Below are 23,431 nucleotides of genomic sequence, written 5' to 3'. Positions count from 1 at the left end.
AAAATCTGAACGTTTTCAACCGTGGGCGGGCCTTACGTGAAGGAAAACGACATCCCGGATGAACTCGACCTGGCCTTGCTCAACGCGTTGCAGATCGCCCCGAGAGCGTCCTGGCGGCTGCTCGCCGGGGTGCTCGGCATCAGCCCCATCACCGCGGCCCGCCGATGGGAGCAGCTCAAGGCGGCGGGGCTGGCCTGGGTCACGGTGTGCGGATCGTTGCGGTTGCTGGAGAAGACCTCGCTCGCCGTGGTCGCGATCACCGCCGACGCGGGCAGCATCCAGCACGCGGCGGACACCCTGCTCGCCGACCCCTACACCGTGAACATCGCCCACACCGTGGGAAACTGCGACCTCCTGCTGTTCGTGTGGACACCCGACCTGGCCACCTTCGCGCGCTACGTCGTCGAAAGGCTGAACCGGCTCCCCGGTGTCCGCACCGTCGGAGTGTCGCTCGCGTCCGAGGTGTACTCCGACGGCAGCCGCTGGGGGCTCCAGGCTCTCGATCCCGAGCAGGCCCACAGCCTGCGCAAGGCCGCGCCGTACCAGGAGAAGCCGGCGATTTTCCGGATGGAGGACCGGAAGCTGGTGGTGGCCCTCAGTCACAACGGCCGTGCCTCCTACGAGGAACTCGGCAAACGGGTCGGCACGAGCGCGGCCACCGCCCGGCGCAGGCTGCGCAGGGTGCTGGGCGACGGTGCCTACGTGGTGCGATGCGAGATGTCGCGTGAGATATCGGGATTCCCGGTCGAGGTCACGTTGTGGCTGGCCACACCGCCGGACGCGGCCCACGCCGTGGGCAGGCGCCTGGCGCGGCTTCCCCAGACTCGCTTGTGCGCCACCGTGGTGGACAACAGCAACCTCGTCGTGGTGCTGTGGCTCCGTTCGACCGGTGAGGTCCAGGCGCTGGAGTCCCAGATCGTCCGGCTCGCTCCGGAGGTCCACATCGCTCGTCGCGCGCTGACCCTGCGGCACCTCAAGCTGGTCAACCGCGTGCTCGACGACGGCCGAGCGGGCCGTGTCGTCCCGGCCGACGTCTGGCCGTCCGGGTCCACCTTCACCTGAAAGACATCATGGAAAACCAGCTCAAATAGGCACGCCGGGAATTCATGCCGGGAAATCGAGGAGCGTCCGGTTGTTCCGGTCGAGCACCGAGCGTGGCACGAAACGGAAGTAGTTGTTTCGAAGGGCCACTCGAAATGGTCCCTCCGACTGCTCCATTCTGCTCATCGACCACGAAAGCTCGACCATCCACTTCGTCCTCGCACGGCGTTCGTCCTCATAGGCACGCAAGGCGGCGGAGACATCGGAAGCGTCCGCGAGGTGCCTGGCGAGCACCACCGCGTCTTCCACGGTGACCGCGGCACCCTGGGCGAGGCTGGTGAGCATCGGATGCGCGGCGTCGCCGAGCAACGTGACCGGACCCTGGCCCCATCGCTCAAGGAACGGCCGATCCTGCGCGGGCACGGTCAGCAGGTCTTCCTCCGGCGTGGCTTCGATCAACGCCGTCACCTCGCCCGCCCAGCCGGCGTAGGTGCGGAGCACGTCCGCGTGTGTACCCCGCCAGTTCCTCGCCTGTTCCGGGGCCATGTTCTTGGTGCCCCACCAGTAGACGCGGCCCGCTCCGATGTCGGTGATGCCGAACCGAGCACCGTTTCCCCAGTAGTGCGCCGCGAACCCCGGGGGCACGCGGGGATCGGAGTATCGGGGAGTCGCCAGCCAGCACACGTATCCACCGTCGCGTGGCCGCTCGGGTCCGGCGATCTGACGCCGGATGGCCGAATGGAAACCATCCGCGCCGATCACGAGGTCGCCACGCGCCGTTCGTCCGTCCTCGAAGGACACTCGAACACCATCGCCGTCCGGTTCGAAACCCGTCGCGGCCGCATCGAAGGTGATCGGGCTGTCCCCGATTTCGTCGGCGAGCGCCCGCTGAAGGTCCGCACGGTGGATCGCGAAGCTGGGCGCACCCAGTTCGTCGGTCAGTGGCTTGAACCGCAGTGTCCTGATTCCACGGCCGCTCTTGGTGCGGAAGTGCAGGTCGGTCACGACCGGCGCGTTCTTCTCGAACTTCGGCTCGATACCGAGCGTGGCCAGCGCCAGCACCGCGTTGGACATCAGCGACAACGCGCTGCCGGACGGGCGCAGGTCACTCGCCCGTTCGTAGATCTCGACGTCCAGTCCCACCCGGCGCAGCGTCGCGGCGGCGCTCAGCCCGCCGATGCCCGCGCCCACGATGATCGCCTTCCTGGTCACTTCACTCCCTTCCTGGTCGCCTCACCGTTTGTCGTCACGGCATCGATCGCCGTTGCCACGGCGCGCACATGAGGCTCGTCCATCAGCGTGAGGTGGTCACCGGGCACGCCGACGACATCGATCCGGCCGGTGGTCCATGAGCCCCATCCGTTGTCCCGCGCGCCGTACGCGCTTCGCCCGCCGTGCATCGGTCGCAACGCCTTGGGAAGCCGCTCATCGGCGCGCAACAACGTCAGGTCGAGGTCGGCCGCGGCCGGGCGATACTCACCCAAGGCCGTCCAACTCGCGCGGTAAAGGCGGAAAAGCCGCCGTGCCGAGGACCTCGCGACGGCGGGGGGAAGGATTCCCTGCTCGGCCGCGCGATCGGCGATGAAATCGAGCCGTTCCTCCTCGCCGAGTCCGGTGGGGAGACCCTCGATCGTGGCCGCCCCGCCTCGCTCACTCCACAGCAGTTCCCAGAAGAACCACTCCTGCAGCGCGGCGCTGTCCGGCTCCGGCGCCCGGTCCTCGACGAGACCGATCGAGTCGATCACGATCAGGTTCGCGACCTCGTCACCGGCCAGGCGCAACTGCCGGGCGATTTCGAACGCCACGAAACCGCCGAAGGACCACCCTCCGATCGCGTAGGGGCCTCGCGGGCGGACGCGCCGGATCGCCGCCAGGTAGGCGGCCGCCATTTCCTCCACTGTGGACGCCGGCTCGGTGCCGGGCGTGATGCCCGGCGCCTGCAACGCGTACAGCGGCTGGTCTTCCGGCAGGTGACGGGCCAGCCTGAGGTAACAGACGACGTTTCCGCCCAGCGGATGAACCAGGAACAGCGGTGGCCGTTCACCGTCCGGCCGGATCGGGACGAGCGGGTCGAAGGCCGGGGCGCCCGAGCGTATCCGCCGCGCGAGTTCGGCGACGGTCGGCGCGGTCACGAACGCCGCCAGTGGCAGGTGCACGCCGAAATGCTTCTCGATCATCACGATCAGGCGCATGGCGGTGAGGGAGGTACCGCCGGCCGCGAAGAAGTCGTCGTGCACGGACAGTCCCGATCCTTCCGGGAGACCGAGCAACCCCGACATGATCTCGGCGAGGGTCCGTTCGTGATCGTCCCTCGGCGCCGTGTGACCGATCGCCGGACGGACGGCCAGCGGCGTCGCGCGCAGGGCCGCGTCATCCCGCTTTCCGCTCGGTGTCTTCGGCATGCGCGGCAGCCAGGTGAAATACGACGGCACCAGGTACTCGGGCAGGCTCTCCCGGAGCGTGCGCCGGATCTCGTCCAGATCGGCGGAATCGCGCTCGCCGACGAGAAAAGCGGCCAGAAAGGCGTCCCCGCCATCGCGGCGGCGGGCCACGACGGCGGCCTCGCGGAGGCCGGGATGCTCGCGAGCGAGCGCGAGCAGCGCGAACTCCACCTCCGCGGGCTCCACGCGGAAGCCTCGCACCTTCACCTGGTCGTCCACCCGGCCGAGGTAGACCAGGTCACCGCTGGGCAGTACTCGCGCGAGATCTCCGACACGGTAGAGCCGATCACCCGGCCGCCACGGATGCGGTACGAAGGCCTTGGCGGTGAGCTCAGGCTCGCCACGATAACCATGAGAGAGGCCGACACCGCCGACGTACACCTCCCCCGCGACGCCCTCGGGCACGGGACGCATCCGGGAATCCAGCACGTGTGCTTCGAGGTAGTCGAACGGCGGCCCGATCGGCGGCAGCGCCGGAAAGGCGGCCGGGTCGCCGGTCATGGTGAACGTCGTGATCAGGTGGGTCTCGGTCGGGCCGTACTGGTTTTCCAGCACGGTGCCCGGTAATCCGGCGCAGAGCTTCCTGATCTCGCCGGTCACGCGGAGTTGCTCGCCCGAAGAGATGATCACGCGCAGCGCCCGCGGACGGAGGCCCAGGCTGTCGACGGTCTCGGCGAGTTGCTGGAGCGCCACGTAGGGCATGAAGACCCGTTCCACCTCTTCGCGATCCAGCAACCGCGCCAGCGCCACCGGGTCCCGCCGATCCTCCTCCGTGATGATCTGCAGCGTGCCGCCGCCGCTCAGCGTGGAAAAGATCTCCTGGAACGACACGTCGAAACTGGGCGGGGCGAACTGGAGCGTCTTTCCGCCGACCGCGCCACTCGCGGACGCCAGTTGCCACTCCAGGTAGTAGGCGAACAACCGGTGCGGCAGCTCCGCCCCTTTCGGCCGCCCGGTCGAACCCGAGGTGAACAGGATGCACGCGGTGTCCTCAGGGGACACCTCGGGCAAAGGTCCGTCGTATTCGTCCACAGAGGACGATTTGCCGAGGAACGGTTCGATCGGTTCGATCAGCGAAGGGTCGGCGACCAGGCCGGCGCGATGGCCGTGCGCCAGAATTCGCAGTGGTGAAGCCACCTTCGTCATCAGGGCGAGCCGTTCCGGTGGATAGGTCACGTCGAGCGGCACGCAGGCCGCACCGGCGCGAACGATGCCCAGCACGGCCGCGACCATCTCGGGCGAGCGATCCAGGACGAACCCCACGCACTGCCGGTTGTCCGCTCCCAGGGCGATCAGCCGCCGCGCGATGCGCTCGGAGACCTCACCGAGCCTGCGGTAGGTCCATCGCTGTCCGCCCGCGGCGACGGCGACCGCCTCCGGCCTCGCCGCGACCATTTCGGCGAAGCGGCTGACCGCGTGCCGTGGCGGGACCGCCGCCGGGGCGACTTCGCGCGGCGGGGCGGCCAGGAAATCGTGTCCCGGCACCTCGCCCGGATGCTCCACGATCCGGGAAAGCACCGCGAAGAAGGTACGCGCCACGACACCTGCCTGACCGTGGGTGAAGATCCGGCCGTCGCCGTCGACTCGCAGGCGCATCCGGCCGGTGACCGGGTCGACGATCACGTGCACGACCAGTTCGAAGTTGGTCTCCTCGAAGACCTGGAAGTCACGGAATTCGACGCCGTCCGCACGCAGCACCGGCTCCAGCACGTGCAGATGGACGTAGTTGAACGCGGTCTCCACCACGGAACTGCCGCGATCGTTTTTGATGGCGCTCAGCGGATACCAGCGATGGGGCAGTGCCTCCCGTTCCTGCCGCACCACCTCGTGGACCACGCTCAGCCAACTCGGCCGGCTGCCGGAAAGCCTGAGCGGCAGGGTGTTCAGGAACAGACCGGCGATCCGCTCGGCGCCAGGGCGTTCGGGACGGCCATGCGTGAACAGGCCCGTCGTGATGTCGCTCGCCCCCGAAAGAATCCTGAGCATCGAACAGTGCGCCGTCAGATAGACGGACCGGACCGGCACGGTCTGTTCATGGGCGAACCGGCGCACCGCCTGCTCGAGCCCGTCCGGCAGATCGAACCACCGGATGATCGTTTCCTCGGGCCCCGGCGGCTCGTGTGGCGCGTATCCCTCGAGTCGTGCCGGGGCCGAGCCGTCGAGAGCCTCTCGCCAGAACTTCGCGGAATGGCCGTGTTCCAGCGCTTCCCGTTCCAGACGCACGTACTCCGCCGCTGAGGGCAGCTCCACCGCCGGCACCGGGTCCACGTCGGCCCCGAGGCCGTGCAGGTAGTCGGAGAACAGTTCGGAGATCAGGATCGCGGCGCTCCAGCCGTCGATGATCGCGTGGTGGAAACTGAACACCAGGTCCAGCGCGCCTGGCCGCACGAAGGCCCTGAACCGGCACAGCGGCGGCCGCGCGAAGTCGTAGCCCCGCACACGCCGCTCGTCGATATAGGCCCGAATTCGTTCCTCGGCAGCGGGGTCCCCCACTCCCGTCAGGTCCTCAATGGACAGTGGTGAGGCTACTTGCCGATGGACGACCTGCAACGGCTCGGCGTAGTCCGCCAGGTCGAAGGACGTGCGCAGCGCCGGATGGCGTGCGACCAGCCGGTCGAGCGCCCAACGGAAGGCGTGCTCGTCCCACTCGATGCCGAAGCTGTAGCGGAAAACGTCATGATAGACGGCCGTTCCCTGCCTTTCCCGGCTGTGAAACAGCAAACCTAGTTGCAGGCGCGTGGCCGGGTAGGCGTCCTCTGCCCAGGCGAGCCGGGCGCGATCGGGTCCGGGCACCAACTCGAAGCGCTCCAGCGGACGGTCGGACTCGGTCACCGGGACCGCGTGCGCGGCCAGTTCCGCCACGGTCGGATGGGCGGCGATGTCGGCCAGCGAGATGCCCAGCCCTTGCCGGGCGGCCTCGGCCCGGATCCGCAGCATGAGGATCGAGTCGCCGCCAAGGGTGTAGTAGTCGTCGTGTGGTCCGATGTCGACACCGAGCACGTCGGACCACACCGCCGCCAGCACGGCCTCGGCCGGTGTCCGGCCAGGGGCGGGTGTTCCTTCGTGCGCGGGTTCGGGAAGCGCTCGGCGGTCGGCCTTTCCGTTGGGCGTGAGCGGGATCGCGTCGATCCGCACGAACCACGCCGGAATCAGGTACTCGGGCAGGCTTTCCGCCAGATGCGCGCGGATCCGGGCAGGCTCGATCACCTCGTCGGCGACGTAGTAGCCCACCAGGTGCTCGCCCCGGTCCGGAGACCGCCGGCTGACCACGACCGCGTCGCGCACACCCGGCAGCGTGACGAGCGAGTGCCGGACCTCGCCAGGCTCCACCCGGTTGCCGCGAATCTTCACCTGCTCGTCGGCGCGGCCCAGGAACTCCAACTCGCCGTCGGCGAGCCGGCGCGCGAGGTCGCCCGTGCGGTACATCCTCGCGCCCGCGACGAACGGGTCGGCGACGAACTTTTCCTTCGTCGCGTCGTCCCTTCCGAGGTAGCCGCGAGCCACGCCCACGCCGGAGACGCACAACTCCCCCACCGCGCCGACCGGTTGCGGCTGATCGTCAGCTCCCAGCACGTAGAGCCGGATGTTGTCGATGGGCCTGCCGATGGGCACCCGATCCACCGGACGGCGCGGACAGTCGAAAAAGGACACGTCCACCGTGGCCTCGGTGGGGCCGTACAGGTTGACCAGAGCGGGCCCGTTCTCACCGAAGACACGCGCGAACCGCGCCACCAGATCCGGTGGCAGCGCTTCACCACTGCAGAACACACGGCGCAGCGACGCCGTGGGTGTGCCGGGAGCCTCCTCCACCGCGTCGAGAAAAGGTCCCAGCATCGACGGGACAAAGTGGATGGTCGTCACGCGGAACCGTTCGACGGCGGTGAGAATTTCCCGTGGGTCGCGTTCCGCACCGGGTGGGAGCAGTGCGAGCCGGGCACCGGTCTGTCCCCACCAGAACAGTTCCCACACCGATACGTCGAAGGTCACCGGCGTCTTTTGGAGAAGCACGTCGTCCTCGCCGAGGGGATAACGCCGTTGCATCCAGTGCAGCCGGTTGACCACGGACCGGTGTTCGACGGTCACACCCTTCGGCTGCCCGGTCGAGCCCGACGTGTAGATCACGTACGCGAGATCGCGATCCGACGCGACGGCCAGAAGTGGGTTCACCTCACCGGTGAGCGGGAGGTCGGCCCGGCGCACCCGCGCCCCGGCGGGCGGTGCCGCCGCATCGGTCACGACGACCTTGGCGCCGCTGTCCTCCACCAGAAACCGGATGCGTTCCTCGGGATGGCCGGGGTCCACGGGCACGTAGGCACCGCCCGCCTTCAGCACCGCCAGAATCGCGACCAGCATCCGGGGCCCGCGCTCCAGCATGACCACGACCGGGTCATCCGGGCCGACCCCGTCACCGCGCAGCGCTCCCGCGAGCCTGGTGGCCTCGGTGTCGAGTTCGGCGTAGGTGAACGAGTCGTCCGACGTGACCAGCGCGATCCGTTCCGGCGTCCGGGCGGCCTGTTCCTCGAACAGAGCGGGCAGCGTCTTGCCGGCCGGGAACTCCGCCTCCGTCGCGTTGGGGGCGTCGACGACGTTCCGCCACTCGTCGTCGTCGAGCATCGAGATCTCGCCGAGCGGGCGGTCGGGAGCGTCCATGCCCCGGACGAGCAGGTTCCGCACGTGCCGGGCCAGTGCGCCGATCGGGAAGTCCTGGTCGAAGACATCGAGGGCGTAGTCGAGGTTCACCCGCACGTCACCGCTGTCACCGAGTTCGTCGCACACCACCGCGAGGACCTCGTGGTCGTGCGCCCTGGTGCCGGTCACGGTGGTCTGCGCCAGGCCCGGGAGCGCCCCGGCGGCCGGCCACTGGTTGTAGGCCAGCGTCACGTCGAACAACCCGCGCGCCGCGCCGCCTCGATCGCGGAGGATGTCTCCGATCCCGATCCGCTCGTGGCGTTGCAGTTCGCGGACGCCCTCACCAACCCGCGCCACGAGTTCCCGCATCGAGCCGCGCCCGGGATCGCGCAGGACCAGCGGCAGTGTGTTGACGAAATGCCCGACCGTCCGGCGTTCGGCGTCGCCCCTCCGGTTGAACAGCGGAATGCCAAGCACCACGTCACCGTTCGGGTGCGCGGCGCGGTGAATTCGGTCGAGGTAGGCGGTGAAAGCCGCCGCGATCACCGCGAACGGTGACTCCCCCCTTGCCCGGATTCGCTCGACCCGCGTCCGCGGAATCACGAAGGAATACCGCCCCGTGCGCCGGGCCCCACTCGGTGCCCCGCGCTCGAACAACGCGGGCTCCACGCCGTCGAGTGTGGCCCGGAAATACTCTCGATCCGCTTGGTATCGCGGGGAATCCCGGTATTCGTCCTCCGCCACGGCGAAATCGAGGTAGGACGGTGCGCCGGGTGGTGCACCGCCCTCGCTCCCACCCGTCAACCTCCGGTAGTCGGTCTGGATCTGGTCGAACAGGAGGTTCATGCTCCAGCCGTCGGCCACGATATGGTGCGCCTTGAGGTGAAGGTGCCACGCGGAAGCGCTTTCCACCAGGATCGCCACTTCGACCGCGGGCCCGCTACCCAGGTCGACCGGACGCTCGAAGGCGTCCGCGATCCACGCCTCACACGCGGCCTTCGGACTGTCCGAAGAGGACAGATCGAGCATCCGCACCTCAGGCGCGATTTCGCTCACCCATTGACAGGGAGCACCCCCGTCCTCACCGAAACGGAGCCGCAGCGCGTCGTTACGCCGCACCGCACGCTCCACACATTCCCGGAACACCCCCACGTCCCCGGTTCCCTCGTACCGCCGCGAAGCGAAGACGGTGAACTGAGGAAGGTGCGGAAAGCGCGCGTGCGCGACCCAGATGTCACGCTGCGGCGCCGTGAGCGCTGTCCGAGGCGTCCGAGACGTTCGGGTCGATGGGATCACGTTCACCACCCCCTGATGCCGAAGATCCGGTTCTCCAGTCTGGCCAGCCGGTTCCCGGATCACATCCGCACAGAGTGGTATCAACGTCTACGACCTGTGGCTCATCCTCCTACGCCGGTAGGGTGCGGTCATCAGTGACGGAAGAGGAAGACCCCATGCCCAGTCTCGAAAACAGCTATCGCGGCTACCTCACCTGCCTGAACGAACGCCGCTTCGATGATCTCCCCGAGTTCGCGCACGACCCCGTGACGCACAACGACCGGCTACTCCGCATCACCGAGTTCCAGGACATGCTGCGCCGCGACGCGGCCGAGATTCCCGACCTGTACTACGCGATCGAGCGACTCGTGATCCAAGACGACCAGGTGGCGTGCCGCATCCGGTTCGACTGCACGCCGGTGGCGGACTTCCGCGGGATTCCCCCCACCGGACGGCGGATCTCCTTCGTGGAGCACGTCTTCTACCGCTACCAGGACGGGAAGATCGCGGAGATGTGGTCCCTGATCGACTTCGAGGCGATCCGCGAACAGCTCACCCGCGAAGACGGCGGCCGTTTCACACGTCGGTGACTCGCTCGGCCTGGAGTTCGGCCGGGACACGGCGACGGCCGCGGGCCAGGCTGATCACCACGACGATCGCGGCGACGAGCAGGCTCAGCAACAACTGCGTGCGTGCCTCGGGGTCGATGAGCATGCCGATGAGCAGGGCGGCCATGGCGACGATCGTCGCCCAGGTCAGATAGGGGTAGCCCCACATGCGCAGGGTCAGCTTCTCCGGGTTCTCGCGCTCCAGCCTGCGTCGCATCCGCAACTGGGAGAAGGCGATCGCGAGCCAGACGAAGACGGCCACCGCGCCGGAGGAGTTCACCAGGAACAGGAACACCGTGTCCGGCGAAAGATAGTTGAGGATGACCGTGACGAAACCGACCACTGTGGACACCAGGACCGCGCTGATCGGCACACCACGCCGGGATACCTTGCCCAGCGGGCGCGGCGCTTCCCCACGGCGGGCCAGCGAGAACGCCATCCGCGAGGCCGTGAACAGGCCCGAGTTCAGGCACGACAACACCGAGGTCACGACCACGGCGTCCATCACGCCCGCGGCGCCGGGCAAACCGATCGTGTCGAGCACGGCGACGTACGGGCTCTTCGCGACGCTGGCGTCGTTCCACGGGATGAGGGTGACCACCACGGCGATCGACCCGATGTAGAACACCAGGATCCGCCCCACCACCGAACGCACCGCGGCGCGGACCGCGTGCACCGGGTCGTCGGACTCCCCCGCCGCGACGGTGGCGATCTCCGCGCCGAAGAAGGAAAAGACGACCACCAGCATCGCGGAGAAGATCGGACCCGGCCCGTGCGGGAAGAAGCCCCCGTGCCCGGTGAGGTTCGCCAGCCCGGGTGCGTGCGCACCGGGCAGCAGGCCCGCGATGGCCAGCACGCCCACCACCAGGAACACCGTGATCGCCGCGACCTTGATGCCCGCGAACCAGAACTCGAACTCTCCGTACGAGCGCACCGAGTACAGGTTGGTCAGCGTCAGCAACGCCATCAGCACCAGGGCCCAGACCCACTGGGGCACCGCGGGCACCCAGCGGTGCACGATCGCCGCGCCCGCGGTCGCCTCGACGCCGACCACCACGACCCAGAACCACCAGTAAAGCCAGCCGATGCTGAACCCGGCCCACGGTCCGAGCGCGCGCTCGGCGTAGGCGGAGAAGCTGCCGGTGTCCGGGTTGGCCGCGGACATCTCGCCGAGCATCCGCATCACCAGCACCACCACCAGGCCGGTGGCCGCGTAGGACACCAGCACACCCGGTCCCGAGGTGCCGATCGCCGCGCCGCTGCCGACGAACAGGCCGGCCCCGATCACGCCCGCGATCGCGATCATGCTGAGATGCCGCTTGCGGAGCGAGGGCCTCAGTTCCTGCGCCACGTGCCACCCCTTTCGCCGCCGGCCGCACCGATCCGCCGCCGGTCACGGGCCATCGATCATGGTCACCATGACCATGCCGGCCAGGAGTTGTCAACGGTCAGTCAGCGTCCGGTCACCGACGTGCACTTCCGGGCAGCCGGACGGCGATGCCGTCGAGCAGGAACTCCAGGCCGAGCGCGAACCGTTCGTCGGCCGAGGGACCGGCGGGGCGGGTGAGCCAGCGTGCGAGCAGCGGGAAACGGCCACCGGCCGCGGCCAGATCACGGACCTGCGCCATCGCGGCGGTCATCGTGGCCGCGTCGTCGAGACCATGCCGCTGATCGAAGCGTGCCTCCTCGTTCTCCTGCATGCCGCTGCCGAGGATGTGCCGGTCGATCAGCGCGGCGTAGGTCATCGCGTCGTTGAGGGCGGCACCCTGCGCGGTCAGCACCGTGAGCATGAACTCCAGCCTGAACATCATGTTGGGGCCCGACGGCGGGCGGGTGTGCATCAACGGCGCGTACCAGGGGTGGCGGACCAGCATGCGCCGGGTCTCGAAGGCGAGATCGGCCAGATCGCCACGCCAGTCCCGGCCGACCACCGCCGGGACGGGGACCTCGGCGGTGACCGCGTCGAGCATGAGGTCGATGAGCCCTTCCTTGCTGTGCACGTACCGGTACAGCGACATGGGCGAGTACGGGCCCAGCCACGCGGCGACCGCCTTCATGGTCAGCGCTTCGGCGCCGACCTCGTCCGCGAGCGCGATCGCGGCGGCCACGATCTCGTCGCGGCCCAGCGAGCGCTGCCGGGGTGGCGGCGGGGGCAGGGTCCAGATCGGCGGTGCGGGGGGCTTGGACATACGCTGAGTTTAGCGCATACACTCTTGTGTATCACGTAAACTTTCCGTCTGGGGAAGGACTTCCATGTCCACTGTGCGCGACAAGGACGTACCCGATAAGGCCGCGCCGGAAGCCGCCGAACTGCCGGGATTCCGGCTCGGGGTCGTCCGCGGTGTCAGCTACGGCCTGTTCGGCGAACCCGGCGAGTTCATGCCGCAGGTCCGCACCCTCGGCGCCGGTCTGGTGCGCGCCTACCTGTACTGGGGTCAGATCGAGCCCGAGCCCGGCCGCTACACCTGGGATGTGGTCGACGCGCTGCTGAAACAGTGCGACGGCGACGAAGAACTGTGGATCACCGTCTGCTCCAGCTCGCCATGGGCCACCCGGCAACCCACCGACTTCCTGCCGCCCTCACCGGCACACGACACGCGCACCTACGGGGAGTTCGTAGGACGCCTGGTGCGCCACTGCGACGGACGGGTCAAGTACTGGCAATGCGATAACGAGCCCAGCAACGCGGGCCTGCTCTGGGCGGGCACCGCCGAGGAGTACGTCACGCACCTGAAGGTCATGTACCGCGAGGTCAAGGACGCCGACCCGAAGGCACTGGTGGTGCTGGGCGGCTGCGGTCACGACGTGTTCAGCGCCGGGGAGGACAGCGAGCCCCGGCGGTTCTTCGATCATCTCGCCTCAGCCGGCCGCGGCTTCTTCGATCTGTTCAGCGTCAACCTTTACGGCGATCCCGCCGAGGTTCCGCGATGCCTGGAAACGGCTGAGGGATTCATGCGCGCACACGGTTACACCAGGCCCATCGTGGTCGGCGAATACGGCGGTCCGATGCTGTTCGAGTTTCCCGAAGTGAACGCGGTCGTCGAACAGATAATGGTGGAGTCCTTCTCCGAGACGCCCGAAAGCCAGAGCACCAGCGAGCTACAGGAACGCGCGAAGCAGGACACTCCCGAGCGCCGCGCGATGGCGAAACTGTACGAACGTATGCCCGGCCTGCCGCCGAGACTGCGGATGTTCATGGAGAACTGTCCGGACGACCTGGAAGCCAAACGGCATCGCATCGCGGCCCGGCAGCTCGTCATGCGCACCCTGCTCGCCATGTCCGCGGGAGTCCGCCGCAGCGCCTTCTGGAGTCTCGCGCCCGAAGTTCCCGGCCCGGCCGATCCGCTCCAGATGATGCACCTGCTCGTCGGCAAGCTTTCGCTGCTCGGTTACCAGGACGAGGCGCTCACCGTCCGGTATCCCGCCGCGGACACGTTCGCACTGCTCGCGGCCGAACTCGCCGGTGCGGAAACCGTGCGACGCCTCGACGCCGTGGAACCGTCCACTGTGTACGCCTTCCGCGTCGACCGCACGGACCGCGAACCGTTGTACGTCTTCTGGGACCACCGCGACACGTTCGACGGCGAAACCCAGCCGCCGGTCACGGTGTCCTGGCCATGGCCGTTCCCGGCCGCGACGGCCGTCGACGCGCTCGGCGGCACGCCGGACGTCGAGACCGGGAACGGCGAACTACGACTGTCCCTTTCGGACACACCGGTGCTGGTCACCGCCGGCCGGCGGAACAGCACGGCGAAAGATCAGATCCGCCGGGCGTTGTGAAACGGCATCCACTTCATCGCCGAGATCTTGACGTTCTGGCCTGCCGTGGGCGCGTTGAGGACGTTGCCGCCGCCGACGTAGATCCCGACGTGGCTGACCGGAGTGTAGAAGAACACGAGGTCACCGGGCTGAAGGTCGGCCTGCGCGACCGGACGGCCGACCAGCGACTGCGCCGCCGCGACGCGCGGCAGATTCACGCCGACCTGTTTGTAGGCCCACTGCACGAGACCGGAGCAGTCGTAGGCGTTCGGGCCCGTGGCGCCCCACACATAAGGCTTTCCCTGCTGGGTCAGGGCGAACCGCAGGGCTTGGACGCCGATGCTGTTGCCGGTGACCGACGCCGGGGAGACCGCCGGGACCGCGGTGGCCGGCGCGGCCAGTGCCGGGCCCGCCGTGCCGGCGAGGGCCGCGACCGCGATCGCCGCCGTCGCGGCCACCCTGGCCGCCCTGCCGGACTTCGTCCTGAGTCGATGACGTCCCACTTCTCCGGTTCTCCTTTTCGCTCGCACCACCTCGTCCGGCGGCGCCCACGGCCGCTGATCCGGAAAAGATCGCTGGTCACCGCAAAATCTCGAAGAGGTTAAGAACGAAAAACGACGAAGTCACTAGAAGCGTGACGACGGGCACAGATCAACAATTCCGGTAATCGTTCGCATGCGGATAGTCGTCCGATGTGGACAAGAAAGGAGAATAAATCACGACGCGGTTTTTCCGATCGTGCCAGCGCGACCCGGGCGAGGAGGCCGCACGCCCCGCGGCCGCCGACGGCCCGGTCGAAATTCGCGTACCACTCCGGTGAACCGGGACTTGCCCCCTGCGGGGTGTGGGGGCCGTGCCCCCACTGACAGGGGGTCTGGGGGCTTGCCCCCAGCGGGGGTGTGGGGGCCGTGCCCCCGCTGAACATGGTCACCGAGGGATCGCTGCCTTATGATCACCCGGTCATGTCTGCCGACCCACCCCTGCCGTCTCGCCGGCTACGCGTCGTGCTCCCGTTGGCCGCGCTGGTCCTCGCGGTCGACCAGGGCACGAAGCTCTGGGCCGAATCCGCGCTCGCCGACCGCATGCCGATCCCGGTCATCGACGGCTTCCTCCGGTTGCGCCTGCTGCGCAACCCCGGCGCCGCCTTTTCTCTCGGTACCGGTTCGACCTGGGTCTTCACCATCCTCGCGGCGGCGGCCGTGGTCGTGATCTTCACCTTCGCCCTGCGGCCCCAGCCCACCGGCCGCGCGGTGGCGCTGGGCCTGCTCCTCGGTGGCGCCACCACGCACCTGCTCGACCGGTTGTTCCGTGCCCCCGGTTTCGGGCGGGGAGCGGTCGTCGACTTCATCGACTACAACGGGTGGTTCGTCGGTAACGTCGCCGACATCGCCCTCACCGTCGGTGCCGTTCTCCTGATCGTGCTCGGCTTCTCCGGCAACGGGGACGAGCAACTCGGCGAAGACTGATTCCTACGGGCGCGAGGCCTGGTGGCGCTCCCTCGGGCGAGTCGAACCGGGGTAGATACCGTCCCTGATCGGCAGCCGCACCCGGCCGCGCCGGGCGGCCGAAGGCGCGAGTGCGACCACCTCGCCGAAGCCCTCCCGCAGGCATTCGGCGAAGTCACCGGCGTCCGGGACGGCGTTGCTGTCGAGGTTCACCCCGATGTGGCAGGCGCCCGCGTAGGACAACAGCGTGAGGTTGGCCGAACATCCCATGGTGGGACCGAACGCGCAGTAGGCGGCCACCTCGGCGCCCGCGATCCAGGCGGTGCGGGGCAGGCCGATCACATCGCTGGCCAGGAAGTCGACACGCTTGAGCATGCCGCCGACGACGGCCGTGGGCAGCAGGTTCAGCCCGCCGGCGATGGCGTCGGTGAACCCGAGCGACCGCTGGTCCCGCGCTCGCCGCGCACTCTGCCCGATCAGCGTCATCCGGACAGCCGGATCCGGCTCGGCGACCGGAAGGGCGAATCGCATGAGCGTGATCCGGTTGCTCGCCATCGGGTCCGTCTCGGTGCGGATGCTGATCGGCATGGTGACCCGCAGGTGCCCCGGCCTGCTCCCGTACTGCTGGTGATACCGCCGCAGCCCTCCGGTCACCCCGGCCAGGAAGGCATCGTTCACGCTCGCGTCGGCGGCCGCCGCGGCGCGCTTGAGATCCTCGAGATCGACCGTGACCAGTTCGAACACGCGGCCAGGACCTCGCGCCCGCATCACCGGCGACAGCGTCTCGAACACCGGCGCGACCGTTTGCCCGATGGACCGCGTGGTGTCGGCGACACCACGCAGAACCCCCAGCGGATCACCGAGAACGCGCAGGCCGGCCGGAATGGCGGACCGGACCGCGCTCACCGCCAGGCCGGTGAACCGGCGCACGTCGTAGGCGAGGCTCGCGAGCATCAGCGCCCCTCGTTCCGGCTCGGGCGGCGGCGGGAGGACACGCCGAACGGGCGACGGGGTCTGGTCGAACAGCAGCGGTGCGAGCTTGATCGCGCCCTGACCGTCGGTGAGCGAATGGTGCACCTTCAGGATCAGCGCGGACCGGTCGTGCGCGAGGTTTTCGACCAGCGTGCACACCCACAGCGGGCGGGCACGGTCGAACCCGGTCATCGCCTCGACCCTGGCCAGTTCCAGCACCTCGGCGGGGGTGCGGGGTGCCGGCGCGTCGACCCGGCGCAGGTGCCAGGACAGGTCGAAGTTCTCGTCGATCACCCATCGCGGTGGAGCCAGGCGGGCGGGCGGCTCCTCGACCCGCTGCCGGAAACGGGACACGAGACGGCTCGCGGCCTCCAGCCTGGTGCGCAATATCTCCCAGTCCGGCCTGCCCTCCAGCCACGCCACCCCGACAATGGTCGCGCGCATCGCCGGGTCCGCCTCCTGATACCAGGAAAACGCGTCGCTGGGTCGCATGAACTCGCCGTCGCGCTCAGTCATACCCCACTAAAGGGCCGTTCGGACCGTCGTCGAAAGAGGCGAGCGACCCCGGCACCAGGGCCGTCGGTCCCCGGTCAATAGCGGTAACGGGCAGCGAGCACGACAATCTCATTGTCCGTGACGAGGTACACGAGGCGGTGTTCCTCGTCGATTCGCCGTGACCATGCTCCGGGCAGGTGGTACTTCAACGGTTCCGGCTTGCCGATACCGGTGAAGGGATCGCGGCGGATGTCCTCGAGCAGTTTGTTGGTCCGAGCGAGCGGTTTGCGATCATTCTTGAGCCAGGACACGTAATCCTCCCAGCCCTGGTCCTCGAAGACGAGCCTCACGCGGAGCCGCTCGCGGGGCCGGCCGCGTCCGGGTCTATCAGTTCATGTTCGGCGATATCGCGGCCGCTCAGGGCGTTTTCGTAGGCCTTGAGCAGACGGCGGGCGTTCGCGGGCGAACGCAGCAGGTAGGCGCCTTCACGCAGAGCGTCATAATCCTCGGCGGACACCAGCACGGCGTTGCCGTGCTTGGAGACGATCTCGATGGCGTCGTGATCCTCGTTGACCTTCTTGATCAGCGGAAACAGGCTCTTGCGGGCCTCGCTGGCAGAGATGGACATGGCAGGACACCCCTCCGTAACTGGTACCAAATATCGTACCACTCAACGCGGGCCATGCCCAGGCGAAGGATCGTCACGGCCGCGCCCTCGCCGACCGGGAGTGGTGAACAAATTTGCCCTCGACGCACTGGTACGCAATTGTCACCAACGTGCGCTCGGCATACTCGGCCACGCACTGTGTTCCGATAATTCCCGGCACTGAGCCGTGATCTATTTGCGGAAAGCCGCCGAAAAGCTGCGACAGTACGGGCACGAGCGGTCATAATTTTTGTCAACCTGTGTCTGTCGTCACCCTGTCGTGACTTTTCCTGTTTTCCTTTCGTAATCTTCTCGCGCTTATGCGGTGACCTGCGATCCGGACGTGGATCAGCGGCCGCGGGCCACCGCCGGAAATACTTCGGGCGCACATTTCCGATCTTGGCTGCCGGAAACCGGCAGTCCTGGCCGGCCTGTGCCCGGAACGCGGTGCGAACGAAAGGACCTTGCGAGAGTGGGCACTCACAGCAAGCCGAACAGCGCCAGGAACGTCCTCAAACGCGCCGGCGCGGCGGCCGCGATCGCCGGCGCCCTGGCGGGTGGCATCAGCCTCGGCACCGGCACCGCCGACGCCTTCCCCGGACAGGCCGGGCTGATCAGGTGTGAGAGCGGTGGCAACCCGGCCGCCGTCAACAACACCCCGGCGGGGCAGGCCGCCGGCCGTCCGGCCGGCCTGTTCCAGATCGTCACCGGCACCTGGCTCGCCTACGGTGGTGGCCAGTTCGCCCCGACCGCCGACCGGGCCACCCCGGGACAGCAGCAGATCGTGGCCGACCGGATCTACGCCGCGCGGGGCGCGGCCCCATGGGAGTGCAAGCCCGGTTCCTGACCGGCGCGGTTCACCTCCTTCCGGTGACCGTCCCCGCCCAAGCCCCCGCCCCGAACCGGCGCCCGCCTCGTCCCCCGCGAAGGCGTACGCCGAAAACCTTGATCGTGGAATCGGCTCCTGACGGTGTCGGTGACAACGCAATCGGCGCGGCGCCGGGTTCGCCCGGTGCCGCGCCGATGTCATGCCGTCGACATGAAAGATCCATGACCGAAACCGGCTATCGCACGGAAATATTTCGCGCACCGGGCTCCGGTCTTCCCGGCCGGAAACCGTTGAGGCGGCGACAGATCCGGCGCCGTTCCGGCGCGAAGTCACCGTTCACGCGCCGAATACCCACTACGGGGACTAATCGCGAACCGATCCCTCGATCGCAGGTTTCCTGAATTAACTTCGACATTCCTCAAAATCGTGCCGGAACGCGCCTCGACTGTTACTGGATGTAGTTCAACACATCCAGTAGTTTGACCTTCATCCAGAGTACAAGATCCTTCGGCGTGGCGCTCGGTAATCGGAGGAGGCATTCAATCCCCCGATACGGTGACGCCCGCCTGCCGCGGCCCGGCCGCATTCCCGTCCACCGTAACGACGCACCAAGGACAATCATGAAACCGCAAACCGAAGCGACGCCGAGGGGCCGGCGCCGCGGGCAGGCCGTGCTCACCAGGTTGCGCTCGACCGACGATTTCACGAACCGGGGCCGACTCGACATCGACGAGCGCCGGTTGATTTTGTTCCTCGTGACCGTTTTGGCCGACGACGAAGGGCGCTTGACCGAAAGCTATCGCGCTCTCCTGCTCGCTCATGCCCACGACAATCGCCATTGGACCCACGGCAAGACGCTGAAGAGCCTGCAAAGCCGGGCCAGTAAATACCTCGGCCGGTCCGCCGAACGCATCCCGGCGTGGGACAAGATCGTCGACATCCTGCGCGTGGCCGTCCCGCACCCGGACCTGGACATCGTGCTCGCCGACGCGGCCGGACTCTACTGCCGTGCCATCGGGGCCGACCGGCCCGCCGAGGACTACCGGGGCGAACTCGGCCTTCCCATCTGGGCCGAAGCCGACCCGGTCACCGTCGACATGGTGCAGGCCGGGCTTCGTGCCTCCCGGTGGCTGCGCGACGAATGCCCCGTGCCCACCTACGCTCCCCTGCCCCGCACCCCGGTCGACGGCAAGGAGGCCGAGAAAGATTACCGCGCTCTCCTGGAAGTCCTGATCCGGGCGTTCCGGCACCTCGACGCGCAGATCCACGACTACCAAGAGGATCAAGACACGCAAGAGGATCAGGAGGTGAGCACGCTGCGCGCCGAAATCGCGAAGCTGCGTGAGCAGAACCGGATTCTCACCCGGAAGAACCAGCAACTGACCAGCCGGAACATGCGGCTCGCCCGGGTCGCCGTGGAGGCCAAGGCGCCCGAGGAGGCCTCGCGCCTGATCGAGCAGGGCAAGGCCAAACGCCTCATAGAGATGTTTCCCGCCGCGCGGGACGCTCCCTCGGCACGCCTCGGCTGAGGCAGGCCGAACACAGCGGAAAAGCTCCGAGGCGCCCATCAGGCGGGCCCCGGAGCCTTTCCGTACTACTTGTTACTTGCCGCCGGCGTACTGTGCCGTTCTTTACCAATCCGACTACAGTCACGGCGGAAACGGTTCTATACCAACAGCCTGGCTGCGGACCGTATCCGCCTACTTTCGGTCGGATTGGTAAAGTGCGGCCACTTCGGTGTCGGACAACGCACGGTCGTAGAGGTGCGCCTGGTCGACCGCGCCGTCGAGGAAGTCGACCGGGTTGCCGCCGTACTGGCCGCGGCCGATCACCGTGTGGCCCGGCGCCGCGTCGGCGAGGCACACGCTCTTCGTCGCGGCGAGGCGTCCGTCGACGTACAGCTTGATCGTGCCCGCCGCCGCGTCCCGGACGCCGACCAGGTGGTACCAGCGGCCCGCCTCGGGGGCGTCGGACGCGAGCGCCCGCTGCCCGACGAAGCTGAACGCCAGCCGGTGGTCCCCGCCCGAATACTGCAGGTAGAACCCGCTGTGGTCGCCGCCGTCCTGGCTGAGCGCGGTCTGGAACCCGTCGCCGAGCTGGTTGAACTTCACCCACGCGGCCACGCTGTAGTTCCCTTCGGTGTTCAGCAGCGAGGCGCCGGTGTCGGCGAACTGCTGGGAACCGTTGGTGGCCAAGGCGGATCCACTCTCCCCAGCCGTCCACGAAGCGCCGTTGAGCAGGGTCGCGTCGTGGCCGCCGACGATGTCCTTGGCGACGGTGCCCGTGTTCTCGTCGAACGGGTACGCGGCGATCCCGTCCATGCCGGGGGTGCCCGGTGAGACGGCGGGCCCGGCCACCGGTTTCCCGGTCGCGCCCTTGATCACCGCCAGGTTCGCCGCCCGCGCCGCGGTGAAGTCCATCTTCTTCACCCGCCGGTCATAGGTGAGGAAGCCGTTGACCTCCTTCTCGACGTCGGTGGTCTGCGTGTAGACCCCGGCCGAGACACCGCATCGCTGTGCCACCAGCAGCAGGCGCTGCTGCAGTTCCCCGTACCGGCGGGTCAGCGTCGCGCTGTCCGGTTCCATTTCGTAGGCGAAGCTTCCCGCCGGATCGAACTGATGTCCGTCCACTTTGTACCCGAGCCCACCGAACTCACCGTCGACCGCCGCGCGGTTTCCGGTCTGTACCGGCGTTCCGGGGCCGGTGTAGTCGTGGTCGTCGTAGATATCACCGCGGCCACTGTCCGGTTCGGACCGGCAACAGTTCACTCCGGACTCCGCGTTCACCAGCCGGCTCGGGTCCCACGCCTTCACCTCATCGGCGATCCGGCCGACATCGTAGTCGCCCCAGCCTTCGTTGAACGGCACCCAGGCCACGATCGACGGGAAACTCCGGTGCCCGTCGATCATCCGGTGCAGTTCGGATTCGAAGTTCACCTGAGCGGCCGGGGTGGCCTCGACGTCGTCCTTCATCGCGGGCATGTCCTGCCACACCATCAGACCGAGCTTGTCGGCGTAGTAGTACCACCGGTCGGGCTCGACCTTGATGTGCTTGCGCACCATGTTGAAGCCGAGCGCCTTCTCCTGCTCCAGGTCGAACTTCAGGGCCGCGTCGGTCGGCGCGGTGTAGATGCCGTCGGGCCAGAACCCCTGGTCCAGCGGGCCGAGCTGCATGACGAACCGGCCGTTGAGCAGCATCCGCTGCTTGCCGTCCTCGGTCTTGCCGACACTGATCGACCGCATGCCGAAGTACGAACCGGCCTCGTCACCGCCGGAAAGCCGGACTCTCAGGTCGTAGAGGAACGGGTCGTCCGGTGACCACGGATGCGGGTGGGCGACGAAGAGCTTCACCGGCTGGTTCGCCTCGCCGGCCGCGCGGCCGACCAACCGTCCGTGGTCGTAGGCGAAGACCTCCACGCGCTGCCGCACCGGGCCCCCGACCAGGGCGTTCACCGAGACGGAACTGGTCGCCAGGTCGGGCGTGACGTCCAGGCGGTCGATGTGCTGCGGCGCCACCGGTTCCATCCAGACGGTCTGCCAGATACCCGAAGTCGGCGTGTAGAAGATGCCGTCGCCGGGCGCACGCTGCTTGCCCAGTGGCTGGCCGCCCTGGTCGTTCGGGTCGCTGACGCCGACCACGATCTCCTGGTCCCGGGCGGTGGTCAGCGCGTCGGTGACGTCCACCGAGAACGCGTCGTAGCCACCCGTGTGCCGGGCCACGGTACGGCCGTTGACGATGATCGTGGCGTCGTAGTCGACCGCCTGGAAGTGCAGCAGCAGCCGCTGCCCCCGGCCGACGAACCAGTTCGACGGCACCGTGAACGTCCGCCGGTACCACATCTGGGTCTCGTGCCGCATGATCCCCGAAAGGGCGGACTCGACCGGGTACGGGACGAGGATCCTCTCGGGCAGGCTCTTGCCCACCGGCGCGGCGTCACCCGCCTTGGCCGCGGCGAACTCCCAGACACCGTTGAGGTTCTGCCACCTGTCGCGCGTCAGCTGGGGGCGCGGATACTCCGGCAGGGCGTTGTCCGGCGAGACCTGGTCCGTCCACGGTGTACTCAACGGCGGCGTGAGCCGGTGCCACTGCGGGGCGGGATCGGCGCTCGCGGCCGGCACCGCGAGCCCGAGGACCGCGGTCGCGATCGCGGCCACCGCCGCCCACCAGCGTTGTCGGGGCATGGTTGAGACCTCCTCCACGACGGGAACACGACGGGAAACGGACTCGGCTGGGCATGCGGTATCCAAGGCCCTGTCGGACCCGGTGTCGACTCGGTATCGGCTCGGTGCCGGGCGCGCTTTCGGCGGTTTTCACCCATTGAGCGATCTGTGTCACCTGATGACCTTGATCCTTTTCTACCGCGTGGCCGCGGTGGTGTAAACCCACCGAAGGTGGGAGGCGAAGATGGGGATTCTGGTTGGCGAGTGAAGTTCCTAGGGTGTAGGTCCACGGCACGCGCAGGCGCCTCGATGGCAGTACGGCGTGCTTGTATTGGCCTGCTGATTCGCGTCGGCGTCAGTGCCGGGTCAGAACGGGTCTGCTGAGGGCCGATCACACGGGAGGTAGCGGGGATGGCGGAGACTCAACTCAGCGCGGACGACCTTCGGAGGGCCGCGGACCGGATCGGCGGCATCATGAGCGATGACGTGATGTCGGTGTTCACCAGTCTGGAGGATGACGCACCGACGGCGGGAACGTTTCCGACGGCGACGTGGCTGCATGACCGGGTGGGGGACCGCGTGAGGGCGGTGAAGCAGCAGGCCAAGATCTTGAAGCTGGCGCTCGACGATATCTGCACGGGGCTGCACACGGTCGCGGACGAGTTGAGCAGCACTGACGCGAACAATGGCGACAGGCTGCTGAAGGATTTCGACGACATCGAACGCAAGGTCGCCGCCGACACCTCCTCGGTGTCCAGCTCGGGTTCCGGCAGCGGTTCTGGTTCGGGTTCCGGCTCCGGTTCGGGCAGCGGTTCGGGTTCCGGCTCTGGCTCTGGCAGCGGCTCTGGCAGCGGATCCGGCTCTGGCAGCGGCTCTGGCTCGGGCAGCGGATCCGGCTCCGGTTCCGGCACTAAGCCAGGCCCGGTGGCCTACACCGACAGCTTCACGGGCGTCTCGTACGACGCCAACGGCAACCCCGTCTACCCCAGCAAGGACTCCCCCGGCCCTAAGCCAGGCCCGGTGGCCTACACCGACAGCTTCACCGGCGTCTCGTACGACGCCAACGGCAACGTCGTCAGCTGACGACGGCAACGCCGTTCGCCCACTCGCCAAGCGATGGACGAACGGCCC

Annotated in this window: 16 protein-coding genes; 7 read left to right on the top strand and 9 right to left on the bottom strand. The window is 68.1% G+C overall.

The window, feature by feature from the left end:
- Positions 1–21 precede the first annotated feature (21 nt).
- The gene (locus ACFSXZ_RS31745; protein ID WP_378269215.1) at positions 22–1,062 is read left to right on the top strand and encodes an Lrp/AsnC family transcriptional regulator; all 1,041 of its coding nucleotides are present in this window, start codon (positions 22–24) and stop codon (positions 1,060–1,062) included.
- Between the two features lie 42 nt (positions 1,063–1,104).
- On the opposite strand, the gene ACFSXZ_RS31740 is transcribed toward ACFSXZ_RS31745, so the two are convergent.
- On the bottom strand, positions 1,105–2,253 hold the full coding sequence (locus ACFSXZ_RS31740) for an FAD-dependent oxidoreductase (RefSeq protein ID WP_378269213.1): 1,149 nt from the start codon (positions 2,251–2,253) through the stop codon (positions 1,105–1,107).
- Entirely contained in the window at positions 2,250–9,407 is a 7,158-nt protein-coding gene (locus ACFSXZ_RS31735) for an amino acid adenylation domain-containing protein (protein ID WP_378269211.1), read from the bottom strand. The genes ACFSXZ_RS31740 and ACFSXZ_RS31735 overlap by 4 nt, the downstream gene beginning before the upstream one ends.
- Before the next feature lie 155 nt (positions 9,408–9,562).
- Here ACFSXZ_RS31735 and ACFSXZ_RS31730 point away from each other — a divergent pair, with 155 nt between their 5' ends.
- A complete protein-coding gene (locus ACFSXZ_RS31730; RefSeq protein ID WP_378269210.1) occupies positions 9,563–9,976 on the top strand; it encodes an ester cyclase in 414 nt (137 codons plus the stop codon).
- On the opposite strand, the gene ACFSXZ_RS31725 is transcribed toward ACFSXZ_RS31730, so the two are convergent.
- Together ACFSXZ_RS31725 and ACFSXZ_RS31720 are read right to left on the bottom strand one after the other, a co-directional pair.
- Positions 9,963–11,300 carry an amino acid permease gene (locus ACFSXZ_RS31725; protein ID WP_378270068.1) on the bottom strand — a complete coding sequence of 446 codons (1,338 nt, stop codon included), beginning with the start codon at positions 11,298–11,300 and terminating at the stop codon, positions 9,963–9,965. The two genes, ACFSXZ_RS31730 and ACFSXZ_RS31725, sit on opposite strands and share 14 nt — an antisense overlap.
- Before the next feature lie 157 nt (positions 11,301–11,457).
- Positions 11,458–12,183: a TetR/AcrR family transcriptional regulator gene (locus ACFSXZ_RS31720; protein ID WP_378269208.1), complete on the bottom strand. Its 726-nt coding sequence runs from the start codon at positions 12,181–12,183 to the stop codon at positions 11,458–11,460.
- A 64-nt stretch (positions 12,184–12,247) separates the two neighbouring features.
- Here ACFSXZ_RS31720 and ACFSXZ_RS31715 point away from each other — a divergent pair, with 64 nt between their 5' ends.
- Positions 12,248–13,774: a hypothetical protein gene (locus ACFSXZ_RS31715; protein ID WP_378269206.1), complete on the top strand. Its 1,527-nt coding sequence runs from the start codon at positions 12,248–12,250 to the stop codon at positions 13,772–13,774.
- Here the strand turns inward: ACFSXZ_RS31715 and ACFSXZ_RS31710 are convergent.
- Positions 13,753–14,256, bottom strand: coding sequence for a C40 family peptidase (locus tag ACFSXZ_RS31710; RefSeq protein ID WP_378269205.1), 504 nt, complete (start codon positions 14,254–14,256; stop codon positions 13,753–13,755). The two genes, ACFSXZ_RS31715 and ACFSXZ_RS31710, sit on opposite strands and share 22 nt — an antisense overlap.
- 459 nt (positions 14,257–14,715) lie before the next feature.
- Here ACFSXZ_RS31710 and lspA point away from each other — a divergent pair, with 459 nt between their 5' ends.
- Positions 14,716–15,219: a signal peptidase II gene (lspA, locus tag ACFSXZ_RS31705; protein ID WP_378269204.1), complete on the top strand. Its 504-nt coding sequence runs from the start codon at positions 14,716–14,718 to the stop codon at positions 15,217–15,219.
- Between the two features lie 3 nt (positions 15,220–15,222).
- Here the strand turns inward: lspA and ACFSXZ_RS31700 are convergent, their stop codons facing one another.
- The 3 genes from ACFSXZ_RS31700 to ACFSXZ_RS31690 all read right to left on the bottom strand — a co-directional run bounded on the left by ACFSXZ_RS31700 (position 15,223) and on the right by ACFSXZ_RS31690 (position 17,293).
- The gene (locus tag ACFSXZ_RS31700; RefSeq protein WP_378269202.1) at positions 15,223–16,686 is read right to left on the bottom strand and encodes a wax ester/triacylglycerol synthase domain-containing protein; all 1,464 of its coding nucleotides are present in this window, start codon (positions 16,684–16,686) and stop codon (positions 15,223–15,225) included.
- Between the two features lie 74 nt (positions 16,687–16,760).
- Positions 16,761–17,015, bottom strand: coding sequence for a Txe/YoeB family addiction module toxin (locus tag ACFSXZ_RS31695; RefSeq protein WP_378269200.1), 255 nt, complete (start codon positions 17,013–17,015; stop codon positions 16,761–16,763).
- Positions 17,012–17,293, bottom strand: a complete 282-nt coding sequence (locus ACFSXZ_RS31690) for a type II toxin-antitoxin system Phd/YefM family antitoxin (RefSeq protein ID WP_378269198.1) — start codon at positions 17,291–17,293, stop codon at positions 17,012–17,014. Before ACFSXZ_RS31690 ends, ACFSXZ_RS31695 begins: the two co-directional genes overlap by 4 nt.
- Positions 17,294–17,783: 490 nt before the next feature.
- Between ACFSXZ_RS31690 and ACFSXZ_RS31685 the strand changes: the two genes are divergently transcribed.
- Positions 17,784–18,158, top strand: coding sequence for a transglycosylase family protein (locus tag ACFSXZ_RS31685; RefSeq protein WP_378269197.1), 375 nt, complete (start codon positions 17,784–17,786; stop codon positions 18,156–18,158).
- A 602-nt stretch (positions 18,159–18,760) separates the two neighbouring features.
- The gene (locus ACFSXZ_RS31680; RefSeq protein WP_378269195.1) at positions 18,761–19,669 is read left to right on the top strand and encodes a hypothetical protein; all 909 of its coding nucleotides are present in this window, start codon (positions 18,761–18,763) and stop codon (positions 19,667–19,669) included.
- A gap of 171 nt (positions 19,670–19,840) precedes the next feature.
- Here ACFSXZ_RS31680 and ACFSXZ_RS31675 read toward each other — a convergent pair whose 3' ends face one another.
- On the bottom strand, positions 19,841–22,321 hold the full coding sequence (locus tag ACFSXZ_RS31675; RefSeq protein ID WP_378269194.1) for a LamG-like jellyroll fold domain-containing protein: 2,481 nt from the start codon (positions 22,319–22,321) through the stop codon (positions 19,841–19,843).
- 390 nt (positions 22,322–22,711) lie between these two features.
- On the opposite strand from ACFSXZ_RS31675, the gene ACFSXZ_RS31670 reads away from it, so the two are divergent.
- The gene (locus ACFSXZ_RS31670; protein ID WP_378269193.1) at positions 22,712–23,383 is read left to right on the top strand and encodes a hypothetical protein; all 672 of its coding nucleotides are present in this window, start codon (positions 22,712–22,714) and stop codon (positions 23,381–23,383) included.
- Positions 23,384–23,431: the final 48 nt, after the last annotated feature.

The organism is Amycolatopsis pigmentata (genome assembly GCF_042684065.1).
In the GTDB taxonomy this organism is placed as follows: Bacteria; Actinomycetota; Actinomycetes; order Mycobacteriales; family Pseudonocardiaceae; genus Amycolatopsis_E; species Amycolatopsis_E pigmentata.
The sequence above is the reverse complement of the archived record's forward strand: the minus strand, read 5'-3'. Positions and strand labels throughout refer to the sequence as shown.